Below are 22438 nucleotides of genomic sequence, written 5' to 3'. Positions count from 1 at the left end.
CTCGCTTCGAACTCCTCCGCGACGCGCACCCACTCCGGCTTCTCAGCTCTCTTCTGCATCCGTCGAGGGATGACCTGCCCCGCTCATCCCGGCAACGCCCGCAGCACGTCGTCCGTCGGACGGATACGCTTCAACGGACGCTTTCGCCTCAACATCGAATGGTTTCCTCATGACGCAAGCGCTCAGGAACCGCCGCCCCCTCCTCCGCCCGTCGCGCCGCCCCGCCCCTCCACACGCGTCAGCAGGCCGGCGAGGCCCTCGAAGCTGGCGTTGCCCACCTGGTGCAGGCCAAAGCCCCAGAGGAACGCCGTCATGCCCGCGCCGAAGCCGCCCCACGTCGGTGAGAAGACGTTGAGGAGCTGCAGGCCCAGCACCACCGCCACGCCCGTGAGCAGCGCCAGCAACGCCAGCTCCACCACCCACAGGTGACGCGGCGACGGCAACGGCACACCCTCCAGCGCACTGAAGCCACCCGCCGAGTCCGCGTCCTCGCTCGAAGGAGCCTCCGGCAGCGTCGGCAGGCTGCCGCCCGTGGGCGCGCTGGCGGCGGGAACCCCAGGCGCGGTGGGCGCGGAGAAGCTCAGCGCCTCATTCCCCGTGGGAACTCCCAGCCTGCCACTCATGCTGGTGCTCTGCGGACTCGGGTAGGCCTGGAGCGCCATCGCCGCCTTGTCCACCTTGTAGTCCGCGTCCTGCAACGTCTCCGGCTTCAGCGCGAGTTGCGCCTCGTTCAGCAGCGAGTCGATGTGCCCCAGCTCATGCAGCTCGGAGTCCGTGGTAGCCGTGCCGCGCTTGCCCGTCACCTCCGCGCGCAGCGCTTCGATTCGCTTGCGCACCTGTCCCGTCTGCGCGTGGTGGAGGAGGTCTCTCGCTTCGCGGTACTTCGCCGCGGCCTCGTGCGGAGACTCCGCCCCCAGCGCCAGCATCGCCTCGCGCAGCTTCGCCTCCGCGCTGTCCAGCTCCACCTTCTGCGCGTCGCTGGCCGTGCTCCTCGCCTCCGCCAACGCCTCGCGCAGCTCCTGCAAGAGCCGGAGCACGTAGTGCGCATACGCGCCCTGGTACAGCCGGAAGCCCTCGTCCACGCTGACGTCCGCGCGCGCTCGCGCCTGCTTCAGCCTGTCCTTCACCTCCGCGGTCAGCTCCCGCCACTCCTCCTGCGTGAAGCCCCGGGGATTGCGCGGCGAGGCCACCGCCAGCGACAGCTCCCCGCAGAGGACGTCGAAGTAGGAGCGCCGGGCCCGCTCGAACCGCAGCCGCGCCGTCGCCAGGTCTCCCTCGTCCAGGGACGCACGCACCTCCTGGAGCAGCGGCAACAGCTCGTACATCAACCGGAAGCCCAGGCTGTCATCCTCCCCCATCTTCTGCGCCAGCGTGCGCGCCTGCGTCTCCAGCTCCGCCAGCTTCGCCTTCAGCCCCGCCCGCGCCAGCTCCTCCACGTTCTGCTGGCGCAAGCCCTTGAGCTGCTCCTCCAGCCGCTCCGCCGGCACATTGCCCAGGCGCAGCGACGTCTCCGCCTCGTCCAGCAGCTTGCTCGCCTGCGCCGGCCGCAGCTCGCTCGGAAGTGCGTGCAGCTCGCGCGTGCCCGCACACCACGCCTCGTACAGCCGCAACTCCGGCTCCACTCGCGCCAGCTCCGCCTCCGCCACCCGGCCGCCTCGCAACGGTCCGCGAATCCTCGAGACAATCGCGTCGATGCGCGCGCGCACCTCCAGCCCCACCCGCCGCCCCTCCGCGTCCTGGCCGTTGAGCAGCTCCGCCGCCTTCTGCCTCAGCGCCTGCGCCCGATGCAGCTGCTGCGCCCGGGGCCGGATGTTCTGCGTGTACAGCCGCACCCCATACGAAGACACCGCGCCCGCCGCGATGAGCAGCGCGCCCCACAGCCAGGGCGTCCTCACCCAGACGGTGAAGGGCTGCTCCACCGCCACGCCTTGCGGCACCGCCATCCGCACCGTGCCCGTGTACTCGCCCGGCCCGTCCAGCCCGCGCAGGTGCAACAACAGCGTGCCACTGCCATTCGCGGACACCTGCACCACGGAGTCCGCCAGCGACAGGTCCAGGTCCTTGCCGTCCTTGCCGCCGCCCTCCAGGAAGAAGTGGGAGCCTCCGAAGCTCGGCTGCACCAGCGTCGCCCCCAGGTCCGGCGCCTTGTGCTGGAGCTGGAGCAGCCGGGGCGCGCCCACCTTCCCCGTCACGCCCGCCGTCTCCTTGAAGGGCAGCCGCACCGTCGCGTCCACCGTGCCCAGGCCCCAGCCCGACGCCGCCACCGCGGGTGACGTCGCGATGAACTGCACCGCCGGCACCGCCTGCGTCCGCGTGACGACGAGCGCCGTCGTCTCTCGCCCGCTCGCGTGCACCAGCACCAGCTGTCCCGTGTAGTCCCCCGCCGCCGGCAGCTTCCCGGACACCTCCAGGTACAGCGGCGCCCTCGATGAGATGGACGGCGAGATGGACGGCAACGTGCCCGCATCCCCGGCGCTCGCGGCCTCGCGGACCACGGCCGTCAGCGTCACCTGGGAGCCATCGCTCGCCTGGAGCGGGTCCACCAGCACCGTCACGCCGCCGGGCAGCGCCTCCTCCACGCCCGCGTCACCCGGTGGCGGAGACAACAGGTCCACGCGCAGCACCGTCCGGAACTCCTCCGACGTCGTGCGCATCTTCACCTCGTTGTTGGCCGTGGCCCCGGCCACGCGCAGCCGCGTCTGCGCCAACGCGACGCTCGACGACGCGGAGAGCACCACGAGCAACCCCAGGCGGAAGAGACCCCGGGCACGGCGGCAACGGGCATCGAGGACGAACATCCACCGACGATAACAGGCGCGTCCCCCGCCTCCAGTTCACTCCCAGCCCAGCAGCGCCTTCACCTCCCGGGACAGGCTCCGGCGGATGGTGTCCGTGGGGATGCCCTCGTTGTGTCCCGTGGAGGACGGCATGCGCGGCCCCCCGCTGTGATGCAGCGCGGCCAGACGCAGGTCCTGGGTGAAACACGGCGCGCCGGAGGACCCGGGGCTCGTGGACGTCCGATAGGACACACGGGTGCGCGACGCGTTGACGGCCAGGAACTCGTCCAGCGCCACGCTCATCGGCTGCCCCTCCGGATGTTGGACGATGAGCGCCAGGCTGCCCAGGATGATGGGCACCTCCACCTCGGGCAGCTCCAGCCAGCCCCGGGGCTCGTCCTCCACCGGCTCCTCGCCCGGCGCGCCCTCCACCTGGAGGAAGGCGTAGTCCAGCTCGTCCACCGTCGCCTCGCGCGGCCGGGGGTGCATCAGGTCCGCGGGGCTGTACGAACTGCGCGCGATGCACCGCTTCACCGCGTACCGCGTCCCGGACTGGAGCAGTGTCCGGTCCGGCAACACCTTGTGGTCGAAGCGCACGCGCAGCGACTCCAGGAGCCGGTTCTCGATGACGTGGAAGTTGGTGAGCACCACGTTGCGCGACACCAAAAACCCCGTCCCCAGGGACGCGCCCAGCACCGGCTCCACCCGACACACGCGCCGCTCAATCGCGGCGAGCCTCCGGCGCCACCCGTCCGCACCACCGTCCTCCGCCCAGGAGCCGACGATGCGCTCCAGGCTGCGACGCGGAATGCTCCGCTGCACCGAGGCGAGGTAGCCCTGCATGAAGCGATGCAGCCGCGGGTGCCGGGGATGGGCGCCGTGCATGCCCGTCACCAGCTCTCGCGTCCACCCTTCCGACTCCGCGCGCTGGATGAGGCCCGTGGCCCGCTCCCTCGGGCCGCCCGTTGGGACGAGCACTTCCAAATCCCGGTGGCACACCGAGGCCACCACCCGGCGAAGGTCCTCCACCGAGGGAAACGCCCCCAGCATCGCCAACAGCAACTCGTCTCGTTCCGCGCCGTCGAGCTCCATGGTGTCACCCGTGAAGAACCGCTGACGAAGCCTTCTCCGGCCTGCCGACGCTGCCGTGAATCTTCCGTATTCTCCGAGCGGATGCCCAGGGGGTAGCCGCGCTTCTGCCCTGACGTGCTGGTTCCAGAAGCCCGTGAGCGGACACTCGTTACCGGGCCGCGTGCAACACGGCCCCGGTCCGAAGTCTTCGAGGACCCCGCCTCAGCGCACCGCCCACGTAGCGGGAGGTACGTAGGAGACGAGGTCCGGCCGCTCCATCACCCGCAGCGACGAAGCGCCCGCCTGGAGCGTCCCCGCCAACGTGGGGATGACACGGAAGCGCGCCTGGAAGGTCTCCCCCTGGCCTCGGGCAGGCAGCTTCAGCGTCACCGCGCCGTCCTCGGAGGTCCACGACGAGACACTCCCCGACGCCACCAGCGCGTCCAGGCTGGCGGGGTCCACCTGTACGCCCGCCGGCAGCCCGTGCCGCAATTCCAGCACCAGGCCCGAGGGCGTGGAGGCCTGCACCGTCACCTCCACGGGCTGCCCGACTCGCGCCTCCCGGGGCGAGTCCACGGCCAGCTCCAGTCCGCCCTGCGACTCCTGCTTCCACGGCACGGCGGCGGACAGCGCCAGCGCGAAGCCCAGGCCCGGCACCGCGGGCTCCGCGCGCACCGTCCAGGCATGCGCGCCCGCCGAGCCCGTCGCCGGGGCCTCCAGCGCCAGCACCTCGCGCAGGGCCTTCGCGTCGTACGTGCCCTCGGCCACGGGCTTGCCGTCGCGCTCCAGCACCACGCGCACGCTCGCGGGCAGCGGCTCCTTGAAGAGCGACACCACGGCCTTGAGCGCCAGCCGGTTCGTCCGGCCGCTGCCCCAACCGCGCGCCGGCCCGTAGCCCGCGAGCAGCGACGCGCCCAGGTCCGCCAGCGGCGCCTTGTCGTCGCCCTCCAGTCCCAGCACCGCCAGCGCGGTGGCCTCCGCCTCCGAGGGCACCTCGCCATCGGCCGCCACCACGCCCTCATCCACGGGCAGGTACGCGGCGCCGTCCTCGCGCGTCTTCAGCGCGTCGCGCACCTGCGCCCGCAGCGAGTCCCGCAGCGCGCCCTTCACGATGCCGCTCGCCAGCAGGGACGCCGCCGTGTAGCCGTCCTTCACGTGCTCCCGGTTGCGCTCCAGCGCGCCCGACGCCAGCGCCGTGAAGCGCGCCGCGCGCCTCTGGCCCGCCGGTGTCCCGGACGCCGCCACCACCGCGCGCGTGCAGTCCGCCGTCGCCACCAGCAGGCGCTGCAACGTCCAGCCGTCGCCACCCTGGCACGTGCCATCCGGACGCTGCGCTCCGACCACCCAGCCCGCGAGCCGCTCGCCCAGTCGCGCCAGCACCGGGTTGTCCGGGTGGAGCAGCGTGCCCTCCACCAACAGCGTCGCCGACACCACGTCCGGCGTGCGCCCCAGCCGCAGCGCGCGCTGTGTCGCCTGCGCCACGAGGACGCGCACCGCTTCCGCGTCCACCAGCCCCCCCGCCGACTCCGGCGGTGACGCCACGCGCCCGCCCTTCGGCGACAGGGCCGCCTTCAGCACCTGGGCCGCCTGGGGCTCGCCCAGCGCCGTCAGCAGCTCCGGCGCGCGTCCAGCCAGCATCAGCGCATACGCCACGTCGTCCGAGCCACCGCGAGCCCCCGCCGACGCCAGCTCCGAGCGCAGCACGCCGAGCCCGCCCGGATACACCTGGAGCCGCACACGCTCACTGCCCGCCTGTGCGTCCGCGGCGCCCGTGAGCGTCAGCGTGCGCGGCGCGGCCAGCGTGCCGCTCCACGCCTGGACCACGGGCCTGCCGGTGGGCCACACGTCCAGGGGCTTCTCCACGCTGTCCGCGTCTCCCAGCGCCGCGCGCACCGCGATGGGCCCGGGTCCCGACACGCGCACCGTCACGTACTCCACCACGCTGCCGCGCGCGGGCACGCGCACCGTGCGCGCGGTGCCATCCACCGTCGCGCCCGTGGCCTCCACTTTCAGCGACGTCTCCACCGCGGCGTCCGTCGTGTTCACCACCTGCACCGGCACGCGCACGGAGTCGCCCGCGCGCAGGAAGGGCGGCAGCACCGGGTCCACGTACGTGGGCAGCGTGCCCGCGAAGCTCGTCACCGCCCCGGCCTGGGCACCCGTGCGCGAGTGCGCCAAGGCCAGCACGCGCCAGCGGGTGAGCCGGTCCGGCACGCGCACCGGCAGCGTCGCGCTACCGGACTCGTCCGTCACCACCAGCGGCTCGAAGAGGAACGTCTCCGGGAACCACGCGCGGCTGGGCGCTCCCACGGCCTGCGGCTTCTGCTCGCCATTGCCGCCCTTGAAGCCCGCTCCCCCTTCCGTCTTCTGGGCAAAAGAGTCCTTGTCGTCCGCTTCCGGCGCGGCCCCTCCCATGGGGGGCGCCGCCATCACGGGCGCCGCGGCCAGCTCCTGCTCGGCTCCGCCCCTGAAGAGCATGTCCGACGACCGGTCCATCAGGGCCTGGCCTGGAGGTTCGAACTGGCCTGACAGCGCGGACGAGGACGCGCCGAAGAGCTTCCGGAGGTTGTCCCCGAACAGGGTCACCAGGAGCACGAACCCCACGACGACACACACCGCCCCGACGACGATTTTGCGAATCACGGCGCCTCCCGGGCGACCCACGCGTTCCAGTTCTCCACGTCCTCTGGCAGTCGCGTCCCTCGCGACACCACCGCGCGCGGGTCCGTCAGCTCCAGCAACTCCCGGGGCAGCCGCGACAACCGCAGCTTCTGGCCGAAGGCGTCCTTCACCTTCTCGCCCCGCTGCTCACACGACGCCAGCGCCTGGGTCCACAGCTTCGCGAGCCCCGCCGGGTTCAGCGTCTCACCCTCGGGCGCCTTCTCCTCCCAGTCACGCACCTGCGCGTGCAGCTCCGCGAGCACCGCGTAGAAGGGCTCGGTCAGCTCGGCCTCCGGATCGAAGGCTCCGCGTGCGCTCGCGCTCGCGCGCACCTCCGTCTCCTGAAGCGTCGGCACCGTGCTCACGCGCAGGAGCGCCGCGGCGGCCGCGTTGGAGCCCCGGATGCGTCCTTGCGCAAGCGCCACGCCATCCAGCACCCCGAAGGCGGGCTCCGACACCGATGGCGCGGGCCTCACGCTCGCCAGCGCGTCGCCACCCGGCAACGGCACCAATTGGCTCAACGTCTCGTCCACGCCGAAGAGGCCCACCGCCGCGGGGCCGTCCTTCCCATCCACACGCGTGCGCACCTGGAGCCGCGCCAGGTCGCCAGGGGCATAGGCCGGCTTCTCCGACGACACCTCCACGGAGAGCTGCGCGCGCGGCGCCACGTACACCCGCGCCAGCGCCCCCATCCACGAGGTCTCCGCCCAGCCCTCGAAGTCCGCGGGCAGCCGGAAGCGCGCCGTGGTGGAGCCCTTCTCCAGCTTCGCCACCAGCTTCTCCTTGCCCACCGAGAGCCACAGCTCCTCGGGCAGCGAGCCCTGGTAGTCGGGGCCGCGCATCAAATCGATGCGCACCTCCTCGCCAGCCTTCGCCAGCACCGGCGTGGCGCGCAGGCGCAGGGGCGGCAACGTCGCCGGGCGCAACACCCACTTCGTGTCCCCCACCGGCTTGCCGTCCACCTTCGCCGCCACCTTCAACTCGTAGCCCAGGAAGGTGGTGGCCTGCGGCGGACTGCCACTGCGAGAGCCATCCACTCCCGGATGCGCGGTGAGGAAGAGGACGCCCATCGCCTCACCCTCCTCGCTGTCCTCCACGGCCTTCCAGCGCGCGAAGCGCTCCTGGATGCAGGCCACCGTCGCCGCGCCAGGTCCGCCGCTCACCCACGGCAGCGCAGACCAGGACAGCGACACCTCCCGCTTCGCCCCCAGTCGCCACGTCAGCGCCGCGGGCAGGTAGCTGCTCGTCGCAAGCCCCGCTGGCAGGCACGTGCGCGCGTCCCTCGCGGCCGACTCCAGCGCGCCCATCAGCGGGGTGGCGGAGCCGAAGGCGGGCTCCACCCGCGTCTCCAGCCGGGGCATTCCCCAGTCCCGCACCGTCAGCGACAGCGACAGCACCCGCTCCTGTCCCGGGGGCAGCGTGCGCGCGCGGATGACCTGGGCCAGACACGCCGACAGCGCGTCTCCGGTGCTCACGACGTCCGTCACCGAGCCGCCCGCGCCCACCCGCACGCCCAGCTCCACCAGGCGCTGGCCGTCGTTCGGCAGGACGAAGCGCGAACACGGGAAGAAGGACGACACCCAGCCCTCCACCGCGAGCCGCTCCTTCAGCGTCGGTCCGCTGCCCGCTTCCATCAGGTTCTTCAGCTGCGCCAGTCGCACCGGAGGCGGCGGTGGAAGCCGGCGCACCGGCAGGGGCGGCACCACCACGTTGACGGGCGGGCCCGGGTCCAGCTGGAAGGCCGCCACGCCGTCCTCATCCGTCACGCCGCGCACGCCCTCGTCCCGAGCGTCCCACGCGCGAGTCACCGTCAGCTCCGCCCCCGGCAGCACCCGCCCGTCCGGCGTGGTGGCGCGCAGGTAGACGCGGTTGCTGAAGCCGTCCACCAGCCCGTCCTCCAGCTCCGTCACCGAGGAGATGGCGAGCGCGTCCTCGGAGAGCAGCAGCGCCGCGCCGCCCACCACCCGGTCTCCGGCGGCGTCCTTCGCCGATACACTCGCGGACAGCGTCACCTGGCCCCGCAAGTCATCGGGCACGCGCGGCAGCGTCACGCGGAAGCGCCCCGCCGCGTCCGTGCGGGCCCTGGGGGGCAGTCCTCCCGAGTTCCATTCCGGAGGCGGCGGCCACTCCCCGGAGACGTTCCACCCGAGCTCCACCTCCGCGTCCGTCACCGGAGCGCCCGACGCGTACACCACCTGGCCCTCCAGCTCGGGCGTCTCCCCCGCGCGCCAGTAGGGCCGGGGGCTGGACGCCTCCACGCGGAAGCGCGGCAGCGTGAAGGGCTTCACCTGGAACGTCGCCTGGGCCTGGGTGCTCCCGCTGCTCCACACCAGCGTCCACTCACCCACGGGCGCGCCCCGGTCCAACGGGAAGCCGCCGGCCACGACACCCCACGGCCCCGCGGGTGCCCGCTCCTCCAGCACCGTCTCTCCCGTCGCGTCCCTCAGGAACCACGTCCCGGGCCGCCCATCCAGCGGAGACAGGTCCTTCGCGCGCAGCACCACGGCGCGGAAGCGCACCTCGTTGCCGGGCTCGTACAGCGGCCGGTCCGTCAGCACGTGCGCCACCGCCGGCGCGTAGAGGGGCAGCGCCGCCTCCACCGTGTCCGTGCCCAGCGGCGTGGTGAGCCGCGCGAGCAGCTTGTAGTCGCCGTCCGGCACCTCGGGCAGCTTCACCTGGGCCGTCAGCGACTCATCGGGCGAGCGCGTCCACGGGAAGTCCTTCTCGGGCGCCAGGGCCGTCTGCTTCCCCTCGGCATCCACCAGGAACAGCTCCGCCGAGCCCCGGCGCACCCTCGCGCTCATGAGGTTGCCGTGTGCGTCCGGCGCATGGGCGTCCGCCCAGACGACCACGTTTCCCGCGAGCCCGCGCCCCAAGGCAAAGGCCTCCACGCCCACCGTCTGGCGGAACTGCCCGTCCGGACACTGGGGCACCTTCACCCCACGCAGCACCCAGGCGGACAGACACACGTCCCACGCCGCGAAGGCCCAGACGCCCACCAGCAGCAAGGCCGCCAGTCCCCCTCGCTTCGCCCCACGGCGCAAACCCTCTGTCATGCATCCTCCCTGAAGCCGCACTCTATGTCGGGATGCCTCCTGGCTGCCGAGGCCCCCTTCTTCGCGTGGCCGCCGCCGGTGCGATAGCGTGCCGCGCCCCATGCCTTCGTCGCCCAATCCCCGTGTGTCCCGTCCTCCCCCGGATGCCCTGCCCTCCCGGCTGGAGACACTGCTGGAGTCGCTCACGGACCGGCACCTCGCGGACCGCCTCACGCACGTCCACCGCGCCGCGGCCGTGGCCATCGACCGGCTGGGCCACCTGAGCATCGCCAAGTACGAGCCCACCTCCCTGGAGTCGGACGGCGGCGCGGACCTGGCCCTCTGGGAGACCATGGCCCCGGCCATTGGCGACACCCTCGTGGGCGTCAACCAGCTCGTCAGCGCCATCCACCAGCAGTTCCCCCCGCCCGCCCGCGCCGCGAGCACCACTGACACCGGCTGGGCCCCTCCCCCCGCCAGCTCCGACGAGCGGCTGGCGCAGGAGGTGGAGGTGGTGCTCCACGCCACCGCGGAGCGCTTGTCCAAGCGGGTGTCGGAGCTGGGCCAGCAGATGCGAAAGCCGGAGGTCGTCAGCGACCGCTGGACGCTGATGGCCAAGCTGCAGGCGTTCCGCGCCGACTTCCGCGTGCGAATCGGCGACCTCGTCTACCTGACGGCCGCGGCCTTCGAGGACGTGCGCCGCGAGGACGTGGTGCCCGGCTACGTGCACCAGGTGGGCGCGCGCTCGGCGCTGCGCGGGGCGGCGGCGGACCTGCGCCGCTCGCTGCAAGGACGGCTGGAGCGCGCGACGAAGGCGGAGGCCCCGTCACGGCCCGCGCTGGCCCGACAGATGGCGGAGAGCGTGTCGGCCTTCATCACCCTGCCCGCCTCGGTGGCGCTGCGCACGCCGCAGAAGCACCACGTGCTCACCTTCCGCGCGAACCTCCAGGAGGCGGCCGGACAAGGCGAGCTGGCGGCGGACGTGCTGCCGTCGCTCGTCGAGCCCGTCCTCTCCTTCCTGGATGAGGCCATGGACGAGGTGACGCGCACGTGGCTCATCGTGCATGACCGCGAGCTGTGGGCGTCGTGTGGCGCGAAGCTGGAGCAGGCGGACATGCACCTGACGCTCGGCTCGCCGGGCGCGGCGCGCGTGCTGGCGGACGCGGTGGAGACGGCGGCGGCGCTGTACGGCCGCTCGGCGCCGTTCGACGGCTTCCTGCGCAAGGCGCGACAGGAGGCCGCCGAGGGACTGGACGAGGCGAACTCGCTGGGGCTGCTCGAGCGCTTCCGGGAGCGCCTCGCGGCCTTGCCCTTCAGCTAGGTGGCGCGCGCCTACTTCTTCGTGTCGGCGGGCAGCGCGGGAGGCTCGGCCTTCGGCGGCAGCACGCGCAGCTCGTTGAAGCGCTCGGCCAGCGTCCCGGGCGTCATCTCCTCCTGCCACTGCTTGGGGTTGGTGTTCCAGCCGAAGTCCGCCGGCACCTTGCCGCCCCCCTGGTTCTTGTAGCCAATCATGTCCGGGAACAGCGTGGACCAGCGGCCCGCGGGGTCCGGCTCCTTGGTGATGTACTGCCGGTTGGCGGGGATGAGGAAGGGCTTGCTCGCGTCGCTCATGGCGCAAAGCCTCCCCGAAACCCGCCCGCAAGGGTAGTGGGAAGCCACGGTGAAGGCGCCTGGAGGCCCGGTCCCCGCCCATCCCCGCTAAACGAAGCCCTCAGGCGGCCTTCCGGGCCTTCCCCCGGCGCACGGGGGGCAGCACCCGGGGGCCCATGGCGAAGACGGCCGCGAAGAAGCGCGCCTGGGCCTCGCTCCGGTAGCGGTAGCGCCGCACCTCGCCCTCCGACGTGACGACCTCCACGCCCCAGCCCTTCTTCTCCTCGCTCACGTCCACGCGCTCCACGCCGCCGCCCATGCCGTCCCCCTCGGTCTTCCTGACGCCTTGGAGATCAATCCACGTGCCAGTCAGGCCACGAGGATGCCCGGGGTTGCGGTGTCCACCGGACGTCAGTCGGGTGCGAGTCGGTAAGGAATGCAGGCCGGGCCCGCCTGCCCGCCTGCTTGGAGGGGACATGGGGGCATGCCCTACAGGGGCAGACCCGACGACCAGGGACGGTCTGCTTGTGTCGCGCGATTCCTGCGTTAACTCAGAAGCATGACTGAATTCGAGAGCAACCTCGGCGAGCGATTCGCCGAATTCGTCCTTCCCGACGGCTGCGTGCTCTGTGGCGGAGCGGTGAACGTGCGCGCCAGCCCCGCCGGGGCGCACAGCTACTGCGCCCATTGCCACTGGCTGTCCAAGCCCCACATGCGCGTGAAGGACAACGGCGTGGAGCTGTCCTTCGGCATGGCGGCGACGGCCTGACCTCCCTCGCGCGTCGAGCCCCGTGAGGCTCGGCGCGCCACCTCACTTCACCTCAGACCTGGCTCAATTCGCCGAGCAGGCCCAGACACCCTGAATGGTGCAGAAGCAGTTTCCGACCCGCCGGTTGATGCAGCACGAGCGCGTGCCGCTGCCCGCGGGAGCGCAGGGCTTTCCCGCCACCGTCGAGCAGGCGCTTTGGGGCTGCAGGCAGATGGAGGGCAGGGAAATCGGGCAGATGTTGTGGAATCCATCGCACTCGACGGACTCCCCTGGATAGGTGTTGCACGTGTTGCCCTGGCACGACACCGTCGTCCCATTGGGACACGTCGTCGTACACGTGACGAGCGCGCTCTCCTCCTGTGCGAGGGGCTCCTGCGCCTCGACGGCATCGGTTCCACCACAGGCCAGCAGACCAGACACGACCAGCGCCGACAGCACCGTCAGGGACAGCTTCATGGGGGAGCTCTCTTTCAGCGAAGGATGGGCCTTGGCCCATCACGCACACCGTGCGCGCTGGAGAGGGATTGAAGCATGACCCGCGTGGGCTTTGTCAGACGTGGGCCCGGAACCCACCGCGGCCTCCGCCATTCCATTTCATTATTTCGGGCAGAGTGGACCCCAGCTGGAGCCACCACCCGGGCCTCACCTGCGCGGAGCTTCGTCGAGACCGGGGCCTTCGAGGGTACGCCCTGAGTCGGTCGCCTCGCGCGCCGGCGCGGGAGGCAGGCCCTGCGCGGAGAGCAGCAGGGACAGGAGCGCGGCCTGCTCGGTGTCGCCGAGCACGTGAATCGTCTCCGGCAGGCTGAGGGAGACGGAGGTCGGCTCACCGTCCGCGTCGGGCTGACAGGTGCGCCAGCCGGTGTAGCGGCCTCCGGCCACCGTCATGGAGTAGCTGCAGCCGCCCACGTCGCCGGAGATGCCTACCGGGGAGAGGACGAGCGAGGTGGGCCAGTTCGCGAGCTCGCCATCCACGCGCAGGCCCGGCTCGGAGGCCATGCGGGAGAGCTCCAGTCGACTGTCCTCCACGCCCACGCGTCCGACGATGGGACCGGTGCGCCAGCGCAGGTCCACGTCGCCGCCGCGCAGCTGGCCCTTGAGTGAGGTAGCGGTGCGCCGCAGGGCGAAGCCGCCGCCGCGCACGGTGTCGCGGCTCAGGGACACGGTGAGGGACTGGTCGCCCACCTGGAGGCGGATGGGACCGCCGCGCTCGGAGGCGGCGAGCTGCGCGCTGGCGGGCGTGGCGAGCCCGAGCGACAGCAGCACCGCGCTCAGCGTGCCGAGCGCTCCTCGGGGTCCGGATTCAGGGCGTGACACGGAGACACCTGCCTTTCCTCTGGGCACTGGAGGAAAGGTAGGGTCTCAAGCCCGGGGCGGGCATGGCCTTGCGCCCCGGGGGCTCGCATGGAGGGACGTGGGGCGGAGGGGCTTAGTGGAGCCCATCAGCGCCAGGGGCCCCGCCGGCCACGAGCGAGGGGTCGTCCTTCTTGCGCTCCTGGACGTCCCAGGTGTCGCCGTCCTCGAAGCCCCACTCGTCGACGTCGACGCGATAGTTGCGGGGCGAGAGGATGCGTCCCCGGCAGATGCGCTCCGGCCAGTTGCCCTGGTCCACGGAGCGGTCCGCGCGGGAGAGCAGCTCGCGCATCAGCCAGTCGGGGACGATGGCGCGGTCCGACGGGTAGGCGAAGCGGAAGACGAGCAGGTGGGAGAGGAGGACCTCCCAGTAGCGGTCGAAGCGTCGCAGCAGCCGCTCCCAGTCGAACGTGGGGCCGACCTTGAGGAGCAGGTGGGTGAGCTCGTGGCCGTCGAAGCGCTCGCGCTCGAGGACGAACGCCTTGCTCCAGAAGATCTCCTCGGCGGGAGGGACGCGGCACGGGCAGCCCAGCACCTGGGCGGGGACGGAGTGCGCGAACCACGCCTCGTCGATGCCGGTGATGCCATTGCCGGAGCTGTAGATGAGGTCGACGAGGAAGTCCGCCCAGAAGGCCTTGTGGAGCCAGCCGTGGACCTCGCTCTCGGTGCGCCACTCATTGCGCGTGAGGAGCTCGATGGCGCGGTCCGCGTCCTTGCGGTGGAGGAAGAGGTCCAGGTCCTTGGTGTCGCGATAGATGCCCGTGTAGTGAGCGAAGGCATAGGCGCCGCCCACGAGGAAGGGGATGCCAGCGTCGGAAAGCAGTTGGATGGCGTAGGTGCGCGCGCCCAGCTCCGCCACGGAGCGCCGCACTTCCATCCGCCTCGGGTCTCCTCCGGGTGCCCCGGAGGCCTTCGGTGGTTGCTCGGCCATGAGGGAAGATAGGTGGGCAGAGCCGGCACGTCAGCGAGCCGTCCGCGTACCCGCCCGAAGGGCAGCCGAGCAGGCGTGAGACCGCCTCAGTCGGCTGACTCGTCCGCGGGGGCGGCTGCGGCCTTGGCGGCCAGGGACATCGGGTAGATGGCGCGGACGTTGACGCGGTAGTGGTAGGCCACGAGATAGGGCTCACCGTTGATGAGAATGAGCACCTGGCGCGGAGGCTCGGGCTGACTGTCGACCCAGGCCCGCGCCTGCTCGACTGTGTCGAAACTGGTGACGGGTGGGGGCAGGTAACGGAGGTCCTTGTCCCGGAAGTAGACCACGTTGAAGTACTCGTCCCCAATCAGCGCCTTGGAGCCATTGAGCGGGGCCGGATGCGCACGGAGCCAGGCCATCGCGTCCTCACCGCACCACCCACAACATCAGCGGCGCGGTGACGAAGGACAACGGAATCCCCACGCCCACCATCAGCACGGCCAGCTCCGGGTCCAGTCGATGCTCGGCCGCGAGAATCGCCGCGCTCACCATGGGCGCCATCGCCGCCTGGAGCACCGTCGCCTGCACCACCACCGGCGACAACCCCGGCAATGCCCACAGCCCCAGCATCACCACGCCCGGCACCAACACCAGCTTGTAGAACAACCCCAACGACAACGCCGGCAGCCGCGCCCTCACCCCCGACAGCCGCAACTGCAACCCCACCGAGAACAACGCCAGCGGCGTCAACAACGCCCCCAGCCGCTCCAGCACCGACTCCACCCAGACCGGATACCCCACCGGCCGCAACAGCAGCGACACCACCAACGCCACGAACGGAGGGAACGTCGCCACCTTCCTCGCCAACTCGCTCAGCGGCAGCCCCGCCCCCGCGCTCGCCCGCGTCGCCGCCAGCGTCGCCAACGTGGACAACACCAGGAACGAGCCGAGCTGGTCCGCCACCACCGCCACCGCCAGCCCCTCTGAACCCAGCAGCGCCTCCGCCATCGGCAGCCCGACGAACGCCGTGTTGCCCAACCCCGCCGTCAACACCAGCGCCGCCACCGACTCCTTCCCCAACCCCAGCCGAGGCCCCAGCCACCGGAAGAACGGCCCCGCCGCCAGGTAGTACAGCCACGGCACCACCGCGGCCACCAGCAGCGACGGCACGAACTCCAGCCGGTGCATCACCCGCAACACCAGCGCCGGCAACGCCACGTACAGCACGAACGTGTTGAACGGCCCCGCCGAGCCCTCGGGGAACTTCCCACTGCGCCGGGCCAGCACCCCCAACACCAGACACGTCCCCAACAACCCGATGACCTGACTCATGACGCCCGCGCCTTCCCGCGGCGCCGCTGCCCCGCGCGCGGCGACCGTGACTCCTGTTTCCCGACCGCCACCGTCCCACCACCCGACAACAACGCCCGCTCGCGTTGGATGAGCTCCGCCAGGAAGTCCAGCACCGCCCGCACCCGCGCGTTCTGCTGCAGGTCCGCGTGGACCACCAGCCAGATGTCACGCCGCAGCGCCACCACCGGAGGCAGCACCCGCCGCAAGCCTGGCGTCAGGTCTCCCTGGAGACACGGCATCAACCCCAGCCCCAGTCCCCCCACCGTCGCCGCCATCACCGACAGCAACGAGTTGCACCGCACCCCCACCCGCGCGGACGCCCCCACCGACTCCAACCACCGCGCCTCCGGCCACTTCGCCGCCGCCCCCGTGTACCCAATCACGTCATGCCCCGCGAACCCCGTCGCCGGGTCCGCCAACCCCCGACGCGCGACATACGCCTCCGACGCATAGAGCGAAATCGCGATGTCTCCCACCTTGCGAGCCACCAGCGACGCCTCGCTCGGCCGCGTCAGCCGCACCGCCACATCCGCCTCGCGCCGCCTCAAGTCGAGCGCCCCGTAGTCCGTGAGGAACCGCACCTCGATGCCCGGATGCCGCTCCCGGAACGGCGCGAAGCGCGGCAACAACGTGTTCACCGCGAAGGCCTCCGTCGTCGTCACCCGCACCACGCCCTCCAGCCGCGCGTCCTCCCCACCCGCCCGACGCTCCACCGCGAGCATCGCCCCCTCCATCTCCTCCGCCGCCCCCTGGATGCCCCGCGCCGCCGCCGTCGGAACGAGCCGCCCCGGCGTCCGCTCGAACAGGCGCGCCCCCAAGGTCTCCTCCAACACCGCGAGCCTGCGCCCCACCGTCGTCGCATCCACCTTCAACGCCCGCGCCGCGCCCGCGAGCGTCCCCTCTCTCGACACCGCCAGGAAGTACCGCAGGTCATTCCAGTCCAGCATGGTGCCCTGCAATCTCGCAGCCCCTCCCTGCAACCTCCAGCATTTCCGCAGGACCCCAACCAGCGCATTCATGGCGTCACCGGCAAGCGGGTCGCCCCGCTCCGAAGCAACCCACCTCTTGGGAGTCCCGCCATGCGCAGCCTCGTCCTCGCCCTCGCCACCCTCTTCGTCGCCGCGTGCGGCGGAGCCAAGTCCCACGTCCGTCCCCAGGACCTCGCCGGCACCTGGGACAGCGCCGCCTGCGAGGCCGTCCCCAACGGCGATGGCACCAGCAACTACCTCCAGCGCCACTTCCAGCTCACCGAGTCCGCCTGGACGCTCCACCTGGACGTCTTCGGCGACGCGGGCTGCCAGACGAAGCTGTTCACCGCGCGCGTCGTCGGCCCCTACAGCCTGGGACAGGACTCGGAGAAGGTGTCGGGCGCCACCGAGGGCAACTTCGCCTTCGGCGAGCGCTACCTCACCGCGCACGTGCAGCCGCTGGCGGACGTCTTCACCCAGACAGGCTGCGGCACCGGCGCGTGGACGGTGGGCGTGGAGCAGCCCGTCCCTGGCGCGTGCCTCTCCTTCAAGCCCCTGGCCTCCTGCGGCACGGACCACGACGTGGTGAAGGTGGAGGGCAGCCAGCTCTTCTTCGGTGAGCGCCCCGCCGACAACGACATGTGCGCCCCGGCGAAGCGGCCTCAAACCCTGGCGTCCCACCCCGTCGTCAAGCACTGAGCCAGGCCATCGAGTGAGCCGCCTCCTTCCTCGGGCCACGGCGCAGGGAGAGAGGCGCGGAGTCCCCAGGGCCCCGGACGCGCTTTTCAGGCGCGCCCCGGGGTCCTCGTCATTGCCGGGCAAATGCTCGGAACCCAAAGCAAGACATCGACTCTCGGGACTCCGTCGTCCTCCGCACGTGTGGCTTGGAGCGAGCAGCACGCTGACGCATGCTCGCGCGCAGCCATGGCCTCTCGATTCGTCTTCCGGTGCCCCTCGCGTCTCCTCGCGGCAACGACGGGAGGACGGCCATGACGGGCGCGCTGCGACGGGCGCTGCACGAGATGGCGGGCGGCCTGCCGCGCACGTACTGGGTGCTGTGGGTGGGCACGCTGGTCAACCGGCTGGGCAGCTTCGTGGTGCCCTTCCTCGCGCTGTACCTCACGCGGGAGCGGGGCTTCAGCGTCGAGCGCGCGGGGCTCACCGTGTCGCTCTATGGCCTGGGCGCCGTCATCGCCAGTCCCCTGGGCGGAATGCTCGCGGACCGCGTGGGCCGGCGCATCACCCTGGCGGGCGGGCTGTGGCTGGGCTCGGTGGGCATGCTCTGCCTCGGCTTCGCGCGCGAGCCCGCCATCATCGCGATGGCGGCCTTTGGCCTGGGCATCGTCGGTGAAATCTACCGCCCCGCCGTGTCCGCCGCCGTGGCGGACGTCGTCTCGCCCGAGGACCGCCAGCGCGCGTTCGGCCTGCTGTACTGGATTGTCAACGTGGGCTTCGCCGTCGCCCTGCCGCTGGCCGGGCTGATGGTCCGCTACGGCTACCTGACGCTCTTCATCGCCGACGCCATCACCACCTTCACCTATGGCTGCTGCATCTGGCTGCTCCTGCCGGAGACGCGCCCCTCCAGGCCCGCGACAGCCTCCGACACACCCGCCCCCGGCGCCGGGAGCGCCCTGCTGGCGCCCTTCCTGGACCCGAGCTTCGTCGCCTTCGCCATCCCCTATTTCGGCGTGGCCCTCATCTTCTACCAGAGCCAGGTGTCGCTCCCGCTGGCCCTGGGCGCGCGCGGACTGACGGAGGCGCAGTTCGGCGCGGTGCTGTCCGTCAACGGCCTGCTCATCGTCGCGCTCCAGCCCTTCACCCACCCGGTGCTGCGCCGCCTGCGCCGCGCCCAGGCGCTCGCCCTGGCCGCGGTCCTCACCGGCGTCGGCTTCGGCCTGCACGCGCTGACGGGCCACGTCGCGCTCGCGGCCCTGGCCGTGGCCATCTGGACGCTGGGGGAGATGGCCCAGGCCCCCGTCGCGCCCTCCGTCGTCGCGGACCTGGCGCCGTCCGGACTGCGCGGCAGCTACCAGGGCGCCTACCACATGCTCTGGGGCCTGGCGTCCAGCGCCGCGCCCGCGCTCGGCGGCTGGGTGCTCGGCCGCTTCGGCACGTCGGCCTTGTGGCTCGGCTGTCTCGTGCTGGGGCTCGGCTGCGCCGTCTGGCAGCTCTCCATCGCAGGGGCCCGCCGCCGCAGACTGGACTCGGAGCGCGCGGTGCGCACGGACCTGAGCCCCCTGGTCGACTGAAGGCGCCTTGCATCCAAAGACAACGGGCGGCCTCCCGTGAAGGAGACCGCCCGCGTTCCACACCGGAAGCCTGAAGCGACTACGGCTTGGTGTAGTTGATGGCCAGGTTGTACGTGGCCGCCGTGTAGCCGCGCACCATGACGTACGCCGTCGTCGTGCCGGCGGGCACCGTCAGGTCACACGTCTCCGTGGCGCCCGTCTGGTACGGACGGCAGGTGTACGTGGTGGTGGTGGGCGCCGCGCCGAAGCGGACGTAGAGGTCCGGGTCGCCCGTGCCCGTCATCGCCACGCGGAACGTGGTGCCAGCCACCACGTTGTACGCGGGGAAGTTCACGTTGGTGTTCGCCGCGACGCTGCCCGTCTTGCTGTCCGTGGTCGGCGTGCCGGTGCCGCCCGTGCCGGGCTTGGTGTAGTTGATGGTCAGGTTGAAGGTACCGGCCGCGTAGCCGCGCACCATGATGTACGCCGTCGTCGTGCCGGCGGGCACCGTCACGTTGCAGGACTCGGAGGCGCCGCTCAGGTAGGGGCGGCAGTCATACGCCGTCGTGCTGGGGGCCGCGCCGAACCGCACATACAGGTCCGGGTCGCCCGTGCCCGTCATCGCCACGCTGAAGCTGGTGCCGGCCACCACGTTGAAGGGGCCGTAGCTGGTGTTGGAGCCCGTCGCCACGGTGCCCGTGCGGGTCTCCGTCGTCGGGGTGCCCGTGGGGGGCTCGGGGTCCGTGCCACCCGGCGCGCCGTAGAGCGCCACGGCGCCCTGCGCGTCCAGCGCGGTGATGACCAGGTCGCCCGTCTGCGTCCCGTTGCACTGCGGGTAGTGCATGACCGACTTGGAGTCGTACGTCGTCAGCTGGCGCCAGTTGTTGTCCTCGAAGCACGTGCCGGCCTGGGGACGGGTGTGCTCGTGGCGGAAGCCGAGCGTGTGGCCCAGCTCGTGACGGATGATGCCCGTCAGCGTCCAGGGCGAGGTGTTGCCGAAGCCCGTGTTGTCGATGAGCACGTTGCGGTTGGCGCGGGTGTCGTTCGGGAAGAACGCGCGCGCCAGGTACTGGCCACCCGAGTTCACCGGACGCACGTCGAACACCACGTTCTGGTTGCTCGCGGTGCAGCTGGCGTCCTGCGCGCTGACGTAGACGAAGTCGATGTTCGCCACCGCCTCCCACGCCGCCGCCGCGTTCGCCATCGCCTGCACGGCCGCGTTGTAGTTGGTGCCGAACGTCGTGCTCACGCAGTACGTGATGTTCTTCTTCTGCGTCGCGTTCCACGCGGCATCCACGCCGCCGGCCGTGTGGACGATGAGCTGCCCGTTACGAACGTTGTTCTCGTAGAACTCGCGCAGCAGCTTCTCGTTGGCGAACGTCGTGTCGCCGTCAGCGATGAAGATGCCGGTGTCCGGCTCCTGGTAGACCACCGAGAGGAACTGCTCCCACGACATCCCCTGGCCAACGGCCTCGGGGGCGGGGGTGGAACCTTCGCCGCCGCCACAACCGGACAGCAGCGCCAGGCCCGTGAGGGCACCGATCAACTTGGACTTGGACATGAACTTCCTTTTCGAGAGGGGGGTACTGCCAGAGCTCCGACAGCTCGGGACCGGCGACGAAGCAGCCGCCATGCCAGCCCCCAACCAGTGGATTTCCCTCATGCTTTTACGGAAACGCCGGGGATTCACGGAGCACCAAGACTCCACGCTTCACGCTCCGGCTGTAAAATCCCGTAACAATCCGTAACAAAACCCCTTTGATTCCAAAGGGTTGGAACGCAAAAGCGGGAGTGTCCCAGAAAAGGACACTCCCGTTGTAAACTGTCCCGGGTCAGGTCGGACTACAAACCCAGGAGCGTCTCGGGGCGGGTGAGGCCCCGGGCGCGAGCCAGGGGCTGGAGGACATCGGGCGGGGGCGCGTCGGCGGTGAGCAGCAGGGCGCGCACGGCGGTCTCCACCACGTCCTCGGCGCCGGGGCGCACCATGCCCCGGCGGGCGTCCTCCACGCGCTTGCCGCGGTACGCGTCGAAGCGCTCCTTCACCCTGCGGGCCAGGTCAGAGACGGCCTTGTCCCCCACCTCCACACGCAGCTCCAGCTCGTTGCGCAGTTGCACCGGGTCCGCCAGCACGCCGTACCTGTCGTAGCCCTTGTGCGACATGTCCTCGTGCATCACCGCGAAGTCGTCGGTGTGGGGCGCGGGGACCTGGTCCTTGAGCAAGTCGCGCATCACCGCGGTGACGGAGGCCGTCACGGTGAGGCGGTGCATCTGCACGTCGTAGACGAAGTCGGAGAACATGTTCTCCTCCACGGTGACGGGCTCCCTGAAAGTCGTGTCGCGGTGGCGCTGCACCTCGATTCGCTGCGACTCCGACTTCTCCAGGGCCGCCTCCAGCTTCGTCTCCCGGTCCTTCACCGCCACCACCATCTGCGCGAGCAGCTGCTCCTCCTTCGAGCACAGGCCGCTGGCGCAGCGCGCGGGGCTGCACTCGCCGGGCAGCGTGCCGGGCTTCTCCGCCTCGCGCGCGGCCTCGCCGCACTCCTGCAGCGCCTCCAGACACTCGCGGCGCTCGCGCTCACGGCAGCGCTCGGCGCCCGCGCGCAGCAGGTTCATCTCCGTCTGCATGCGCAGGTACTCGCGCAGGGCGGCGGCCTGCTTGCGGTCCACCTCCTCCTGGGAGCGCTCGGCCTGCAGGAGCTTCGTCTCGAAGCCGGCGCGGCGCGGGTTGGGCACGGACGTCTTCCCGGCGAGGTAGCGGTGCGAGCGCTGCGAGTCCTCCACCGCCTTCAGCGGCAGCACCCGCTCCAGCGACAAGTCCAGCTTCACGCCCTCGCGGCCCTCGGGGGCCTCCGTCACCACGCGCAGGGGGAGCTGGGTGGGGAGCATGGCCGCCAGCCTCCCGGCCGCCAGCCGCTGCGCCACGTCCGGCGCGCCGGCGCGGTCCTCCACGGGCGTCGCCACCACGAGGAAGGCCACCTCGTCGCGCAGCTTCTGCCGCACCGCCTCCGCGCGCTCGCGGGCCGCCGTCGCGCCCACGCGCTCCTGGTCCGCGCGCACGTAGGCCACCAGCGCGTTGCCCAGCTTGCCCGCCTTCTCCAGCCCGTCTCCGGTGTTGAACCAGCGCTTCGCCCACGCCACCTGCACCTGGTCCACCGCCTTCTTCGCGCCCGCGTGCTCGGGCGCCACCGACAGCACCGCGTCCAGCTCCACGCGCGCCTCCTGGAGCTTGTCCGCCTTGAGCGCCACGAGCGCCACGGCCACGCGCTCATCCAGCGTCGTGTTCAACAAGTCCCTGGCCGCCGTGTTCTCCGCGTCCAGCTCCAGCGCGCGCACCAGCCGCTTCATGGCGCCGTCCAGGTCCCCGGCGTCGCGCACCCCCCGGGCCTCCTCCAGCACCACCTGGCTCCAGGCCTTGCGCACCTCGCGCAGCTTCACGGTGATTTCGGACGCCTCCGGGTCCGCGGCGAGCGCGCGCAGGTAGGCCGCCTCCGCTTCCGCCCACTTCTGCTGCTGGCTGGCGGAGTCTCCCTCCTTCACGGCGCGGGAGAACGCCGAGCAGGCCGTCAGGACGAGCAGCGAGGCCAGGGCCAGGGCGCCGAGCACGCCACGAGATGCGCCAGGAGCCGGACGAAGGGGGCGGGGGGGAGCGGACACGCCTCGCATCTTCGGGGAAAGGAGGCACCGGGTGAAGTGTTCCATCTCCGGCGTCGCACCCTCGCCTCC

18 protein-coding genes are annotated in these 22438 nt (G+C 71.6%); 4 read left to right on the top strand and 14 right to left on the bottom strand.

Features of this window, described 5'->3' with window-relative positions:
- Positions 1-182: 182 nt before the first annotated feature.
- From LZ199_RS43715 to LZ199_RS43700, 4 genes are all read right to left on the bottom strand, one after another.
- Positions 183-2798: a coiled-coil domain-containing protein gene (locus LZ199_RS43715; RefSeq protein ID WP_253999768.1), complete on the bottom strand. Its 2616-nt coding sequence runs from the start codon at positions 2796-2798 to the stop codon at positions 183-185.
- 36 nt (positions 2799-2834) lie between these two features.
- Entirely contained in the window at positions 2835-3869 is a 1035-nt protein-coding gene (locus LZ199_RS43710) for a trypsin-like peptidase domain-containing protein (protein ID WP_253999767.1), read from the bottom strand.
- A gap of 201 nt (positions 3870-4070) precedes the next feature.
- Positions 4071-6491 (bottom strand): alpha-2-macroglobulin family protein, encoded by a 2421-nt coding sequence (locus tag LZ199_RS43705; RefSeq protein ID WP_253999766.1) that lies wholly within the window; start codon positions 6489-6491, stop codon positions 4071-4073.
- Entirely contained in the window at positions 6488-9565 is a 3078-nt protein-coding gene (locus LZ199_RS43700) for an MG2 domain-containing protein (protein ID WP_253999765.1), read from the bottom strand. Before LZ199_RS43700 ends, LZ199_RS43705 begins: the two co-directional genes overlap by 4 nt.
- 100 nt (positions 9566-9665) lie before the next feature.
- Between LZ199_RS43700 and LZ199_RS43695 the strand changes: the two genes are divergently transcribed.
- A complete protein-coding gene (locus tag LZ199_RS43695) occupies positions 9666-10865 on the top strand; it encodes a hypothetical protein (protein WP_253999764.1) in 1200 nt (399 codons plus the stop codon).
- An 11-nt stretch (positions 10866-10876) separates the two neighbouring features.
- Here the strand turns inward: LZ199_RS43695 and LZ199_RS43690 are convergent, their stop codons facing one another.
- Complete coding sequence (locus tag LZ199_RS43690) at positions 10877-11155, bottom strand: hypothetical protein (RefSeq protein WP_253999763.1); 279 nt, start codon at positions 11153-11155, stop codon at positions 10877-10879.
- A gap of 100 nt (positions 11156-11255) precedes the next feature.
- Positions 11256-11453, bottom strand: a complete 198-nt coding sequence (locus LZ199_RS43685; RefSeq protein WP_253999762.1) for a hypothetical protein — start codon at positions 11451-11453, stop codon at positions 11256-11258.
- A gap of 240 nt (positions 11454-11693) precedes the next feature.
- Between LZ199_RS43685 and LZ199_RS43680 the strand changes: the two genes are divergently transcribed.
- Positions 11694-11903, top strand: a complete 210-nt coding sequence (locus tag LZ199_RS43680) for a hypothetical protein (protein ID WP_253999761.1) — start codon at positions 11694-11696, stop codon at positions 11901-11903.
- A 63-nt stretch (positions 11904-11966) separates the two neighbouring features.
- Here LZ199_RS43680 and LZ199_RS43675 read toward each other — a convergent pair whose 3' ends face one another.
- From LZ199_RS43675 to LZ199_RS43650, 6 genes are all read right to left on the bottom strand, one after another.
- The gene (locus LZ199_RS43675) at positions 11967-12359 is read right to left on the bottom strand and encodes a hypothetical protein (protein ID WP_253999760.1); all 393 of its coding nucleotides are present in this window, start codon (positions 12357-12359) and stop codon (positions 11967-11969) included.
- Positions 12360-12545: 186 nt separating this feature from the next.
- Positions 12546-13217, bottom strand: a complete 672-nt coding sequence (locus LZ199_RS43670; RefSeq protein ID WP_253999759.1) for a hypothetical protein — start codon at positions 13215-13217, stop codon at positions 12546-12548.
- Positions 13218-13329: 112 nt separating this feature from the next.
- Positions 13330-14130, bottom strand: coding sequence for a nucleotidyltransferase family protein (locus LZ199_RS43665; RefSeq protein WP_253999758.1), 801 nt, complete (start codon positions 14128-14130; stop codon positions 13330-13332).
- A 140-nt stretch (positions 14131-14270) separates the two neighbouring features.
- Complete coding sequence (locus LZ199_RS43660) at positions 14271-14585, bottom strand: hypothetical protein (RefSeq protein WP_253999757.1); 315 nt, start codon at positions 14583-14585, stop codon at positions 14271-14273.
- Between the two features lie 7 nt (positions 14586-14592).
- Positions 14593-15498: an AEC family transporter gene (locus LZ199_RS43655; RefSeq protein WP_253999756.1), complete on the bottom strand. Its 906-nt coding sequence runs from the start codon at positions 15496-15498 to the stop codon at positions 14593-14595.
- Positions 15495-16466, bottom strand: coding sequence for a LysR family transcriptional regulator (locus LZ199_RS43650; protein WP_253999755.1), 972 nt, complete (start codon positions 16464-16466; stop codon positions 15495-15497). The genes LZ199_RS43655 and LZ199_RS43650 overlap by 4 nt, the downstream gene beginning before the upstream one ends.
- 132 nt (positions 16467-16598) lie before the next feature.
- On the opposite strand from LZ199_RS43650, the gene LZ199_RS43645 reads away from it, so the two are divergent.
- Both LZ199_RS43645 and LZ199_RS43640 read left to right on the top strand, forming a co-directional pair.
- Positions 16599-17186 carry a hypothetical protein gene (locus LZ199_RS43645; RefSeq protein WP_253999754.1) on the top strand — a complete coding sequence of 196 codons (588 nt, stop codon included), beginning with the start codon at positions 16599-16601 and terminating at the stop codon, positions 17184-17186.
- Between the two features lie 290 nt (positions 17187-17476).
- Entirely contained in the window at positions 17477-18736 is a 1260-nt protein-coding gene (locus LZ199_RS43640) for an MDR family MFS transporter (RefSeq protein WP_253999753.1), read from the top strand.
- 79 nt (positions 18737-18815) lie between these two features.
- On the opposite strand, the gene LZ199_RS43635 is transcribed toward LZ199_RS43640, so the two are convergent.
- Positions 18816-20276 carry a M57 family metalloprotease gene (locus LZ199_RS43635; protein WP_253999752.1) on the bottom strand — a complete coding sequence of 487 codons (1461 nt, stop codon included), beginning with the start codon at positions 20274-20276 and terminating at the stop codon, positions 18816-18818.
- 281 nt (positions 20277-20557) lie between these two features.
- The gene (traC, locus tag LZ199_RS43630; RefSeq protein ID WP_253999770.1) at positions 20558-22378 is read right to left on the bottom strand and encodes an outer membrane exchange accessory lipoprotein TraC; all 1821 of its coding nucleotides are present in this window, start codon (positions 22376-22378) and stop codon (positions 20558-20560) included.
- Positions 22379-22438 lie beyond the last annotated feature (60 nt).

It is taken from the genome of Myxococcus qinghaiensis, assembly GCF_024198215.1.
In the GTDB taxonomy this organism is placed as follows: Bacteria; Myxococcota; Myxococcia; order Myxococcales; family Myxococcaceae; genus Myxococcus; species Myxococcus qinghaiensis.
Note: the sequence above shows the minus strand (reverse complement) of the source record. Positions and strands in the feature narration are given on the sequence as shown.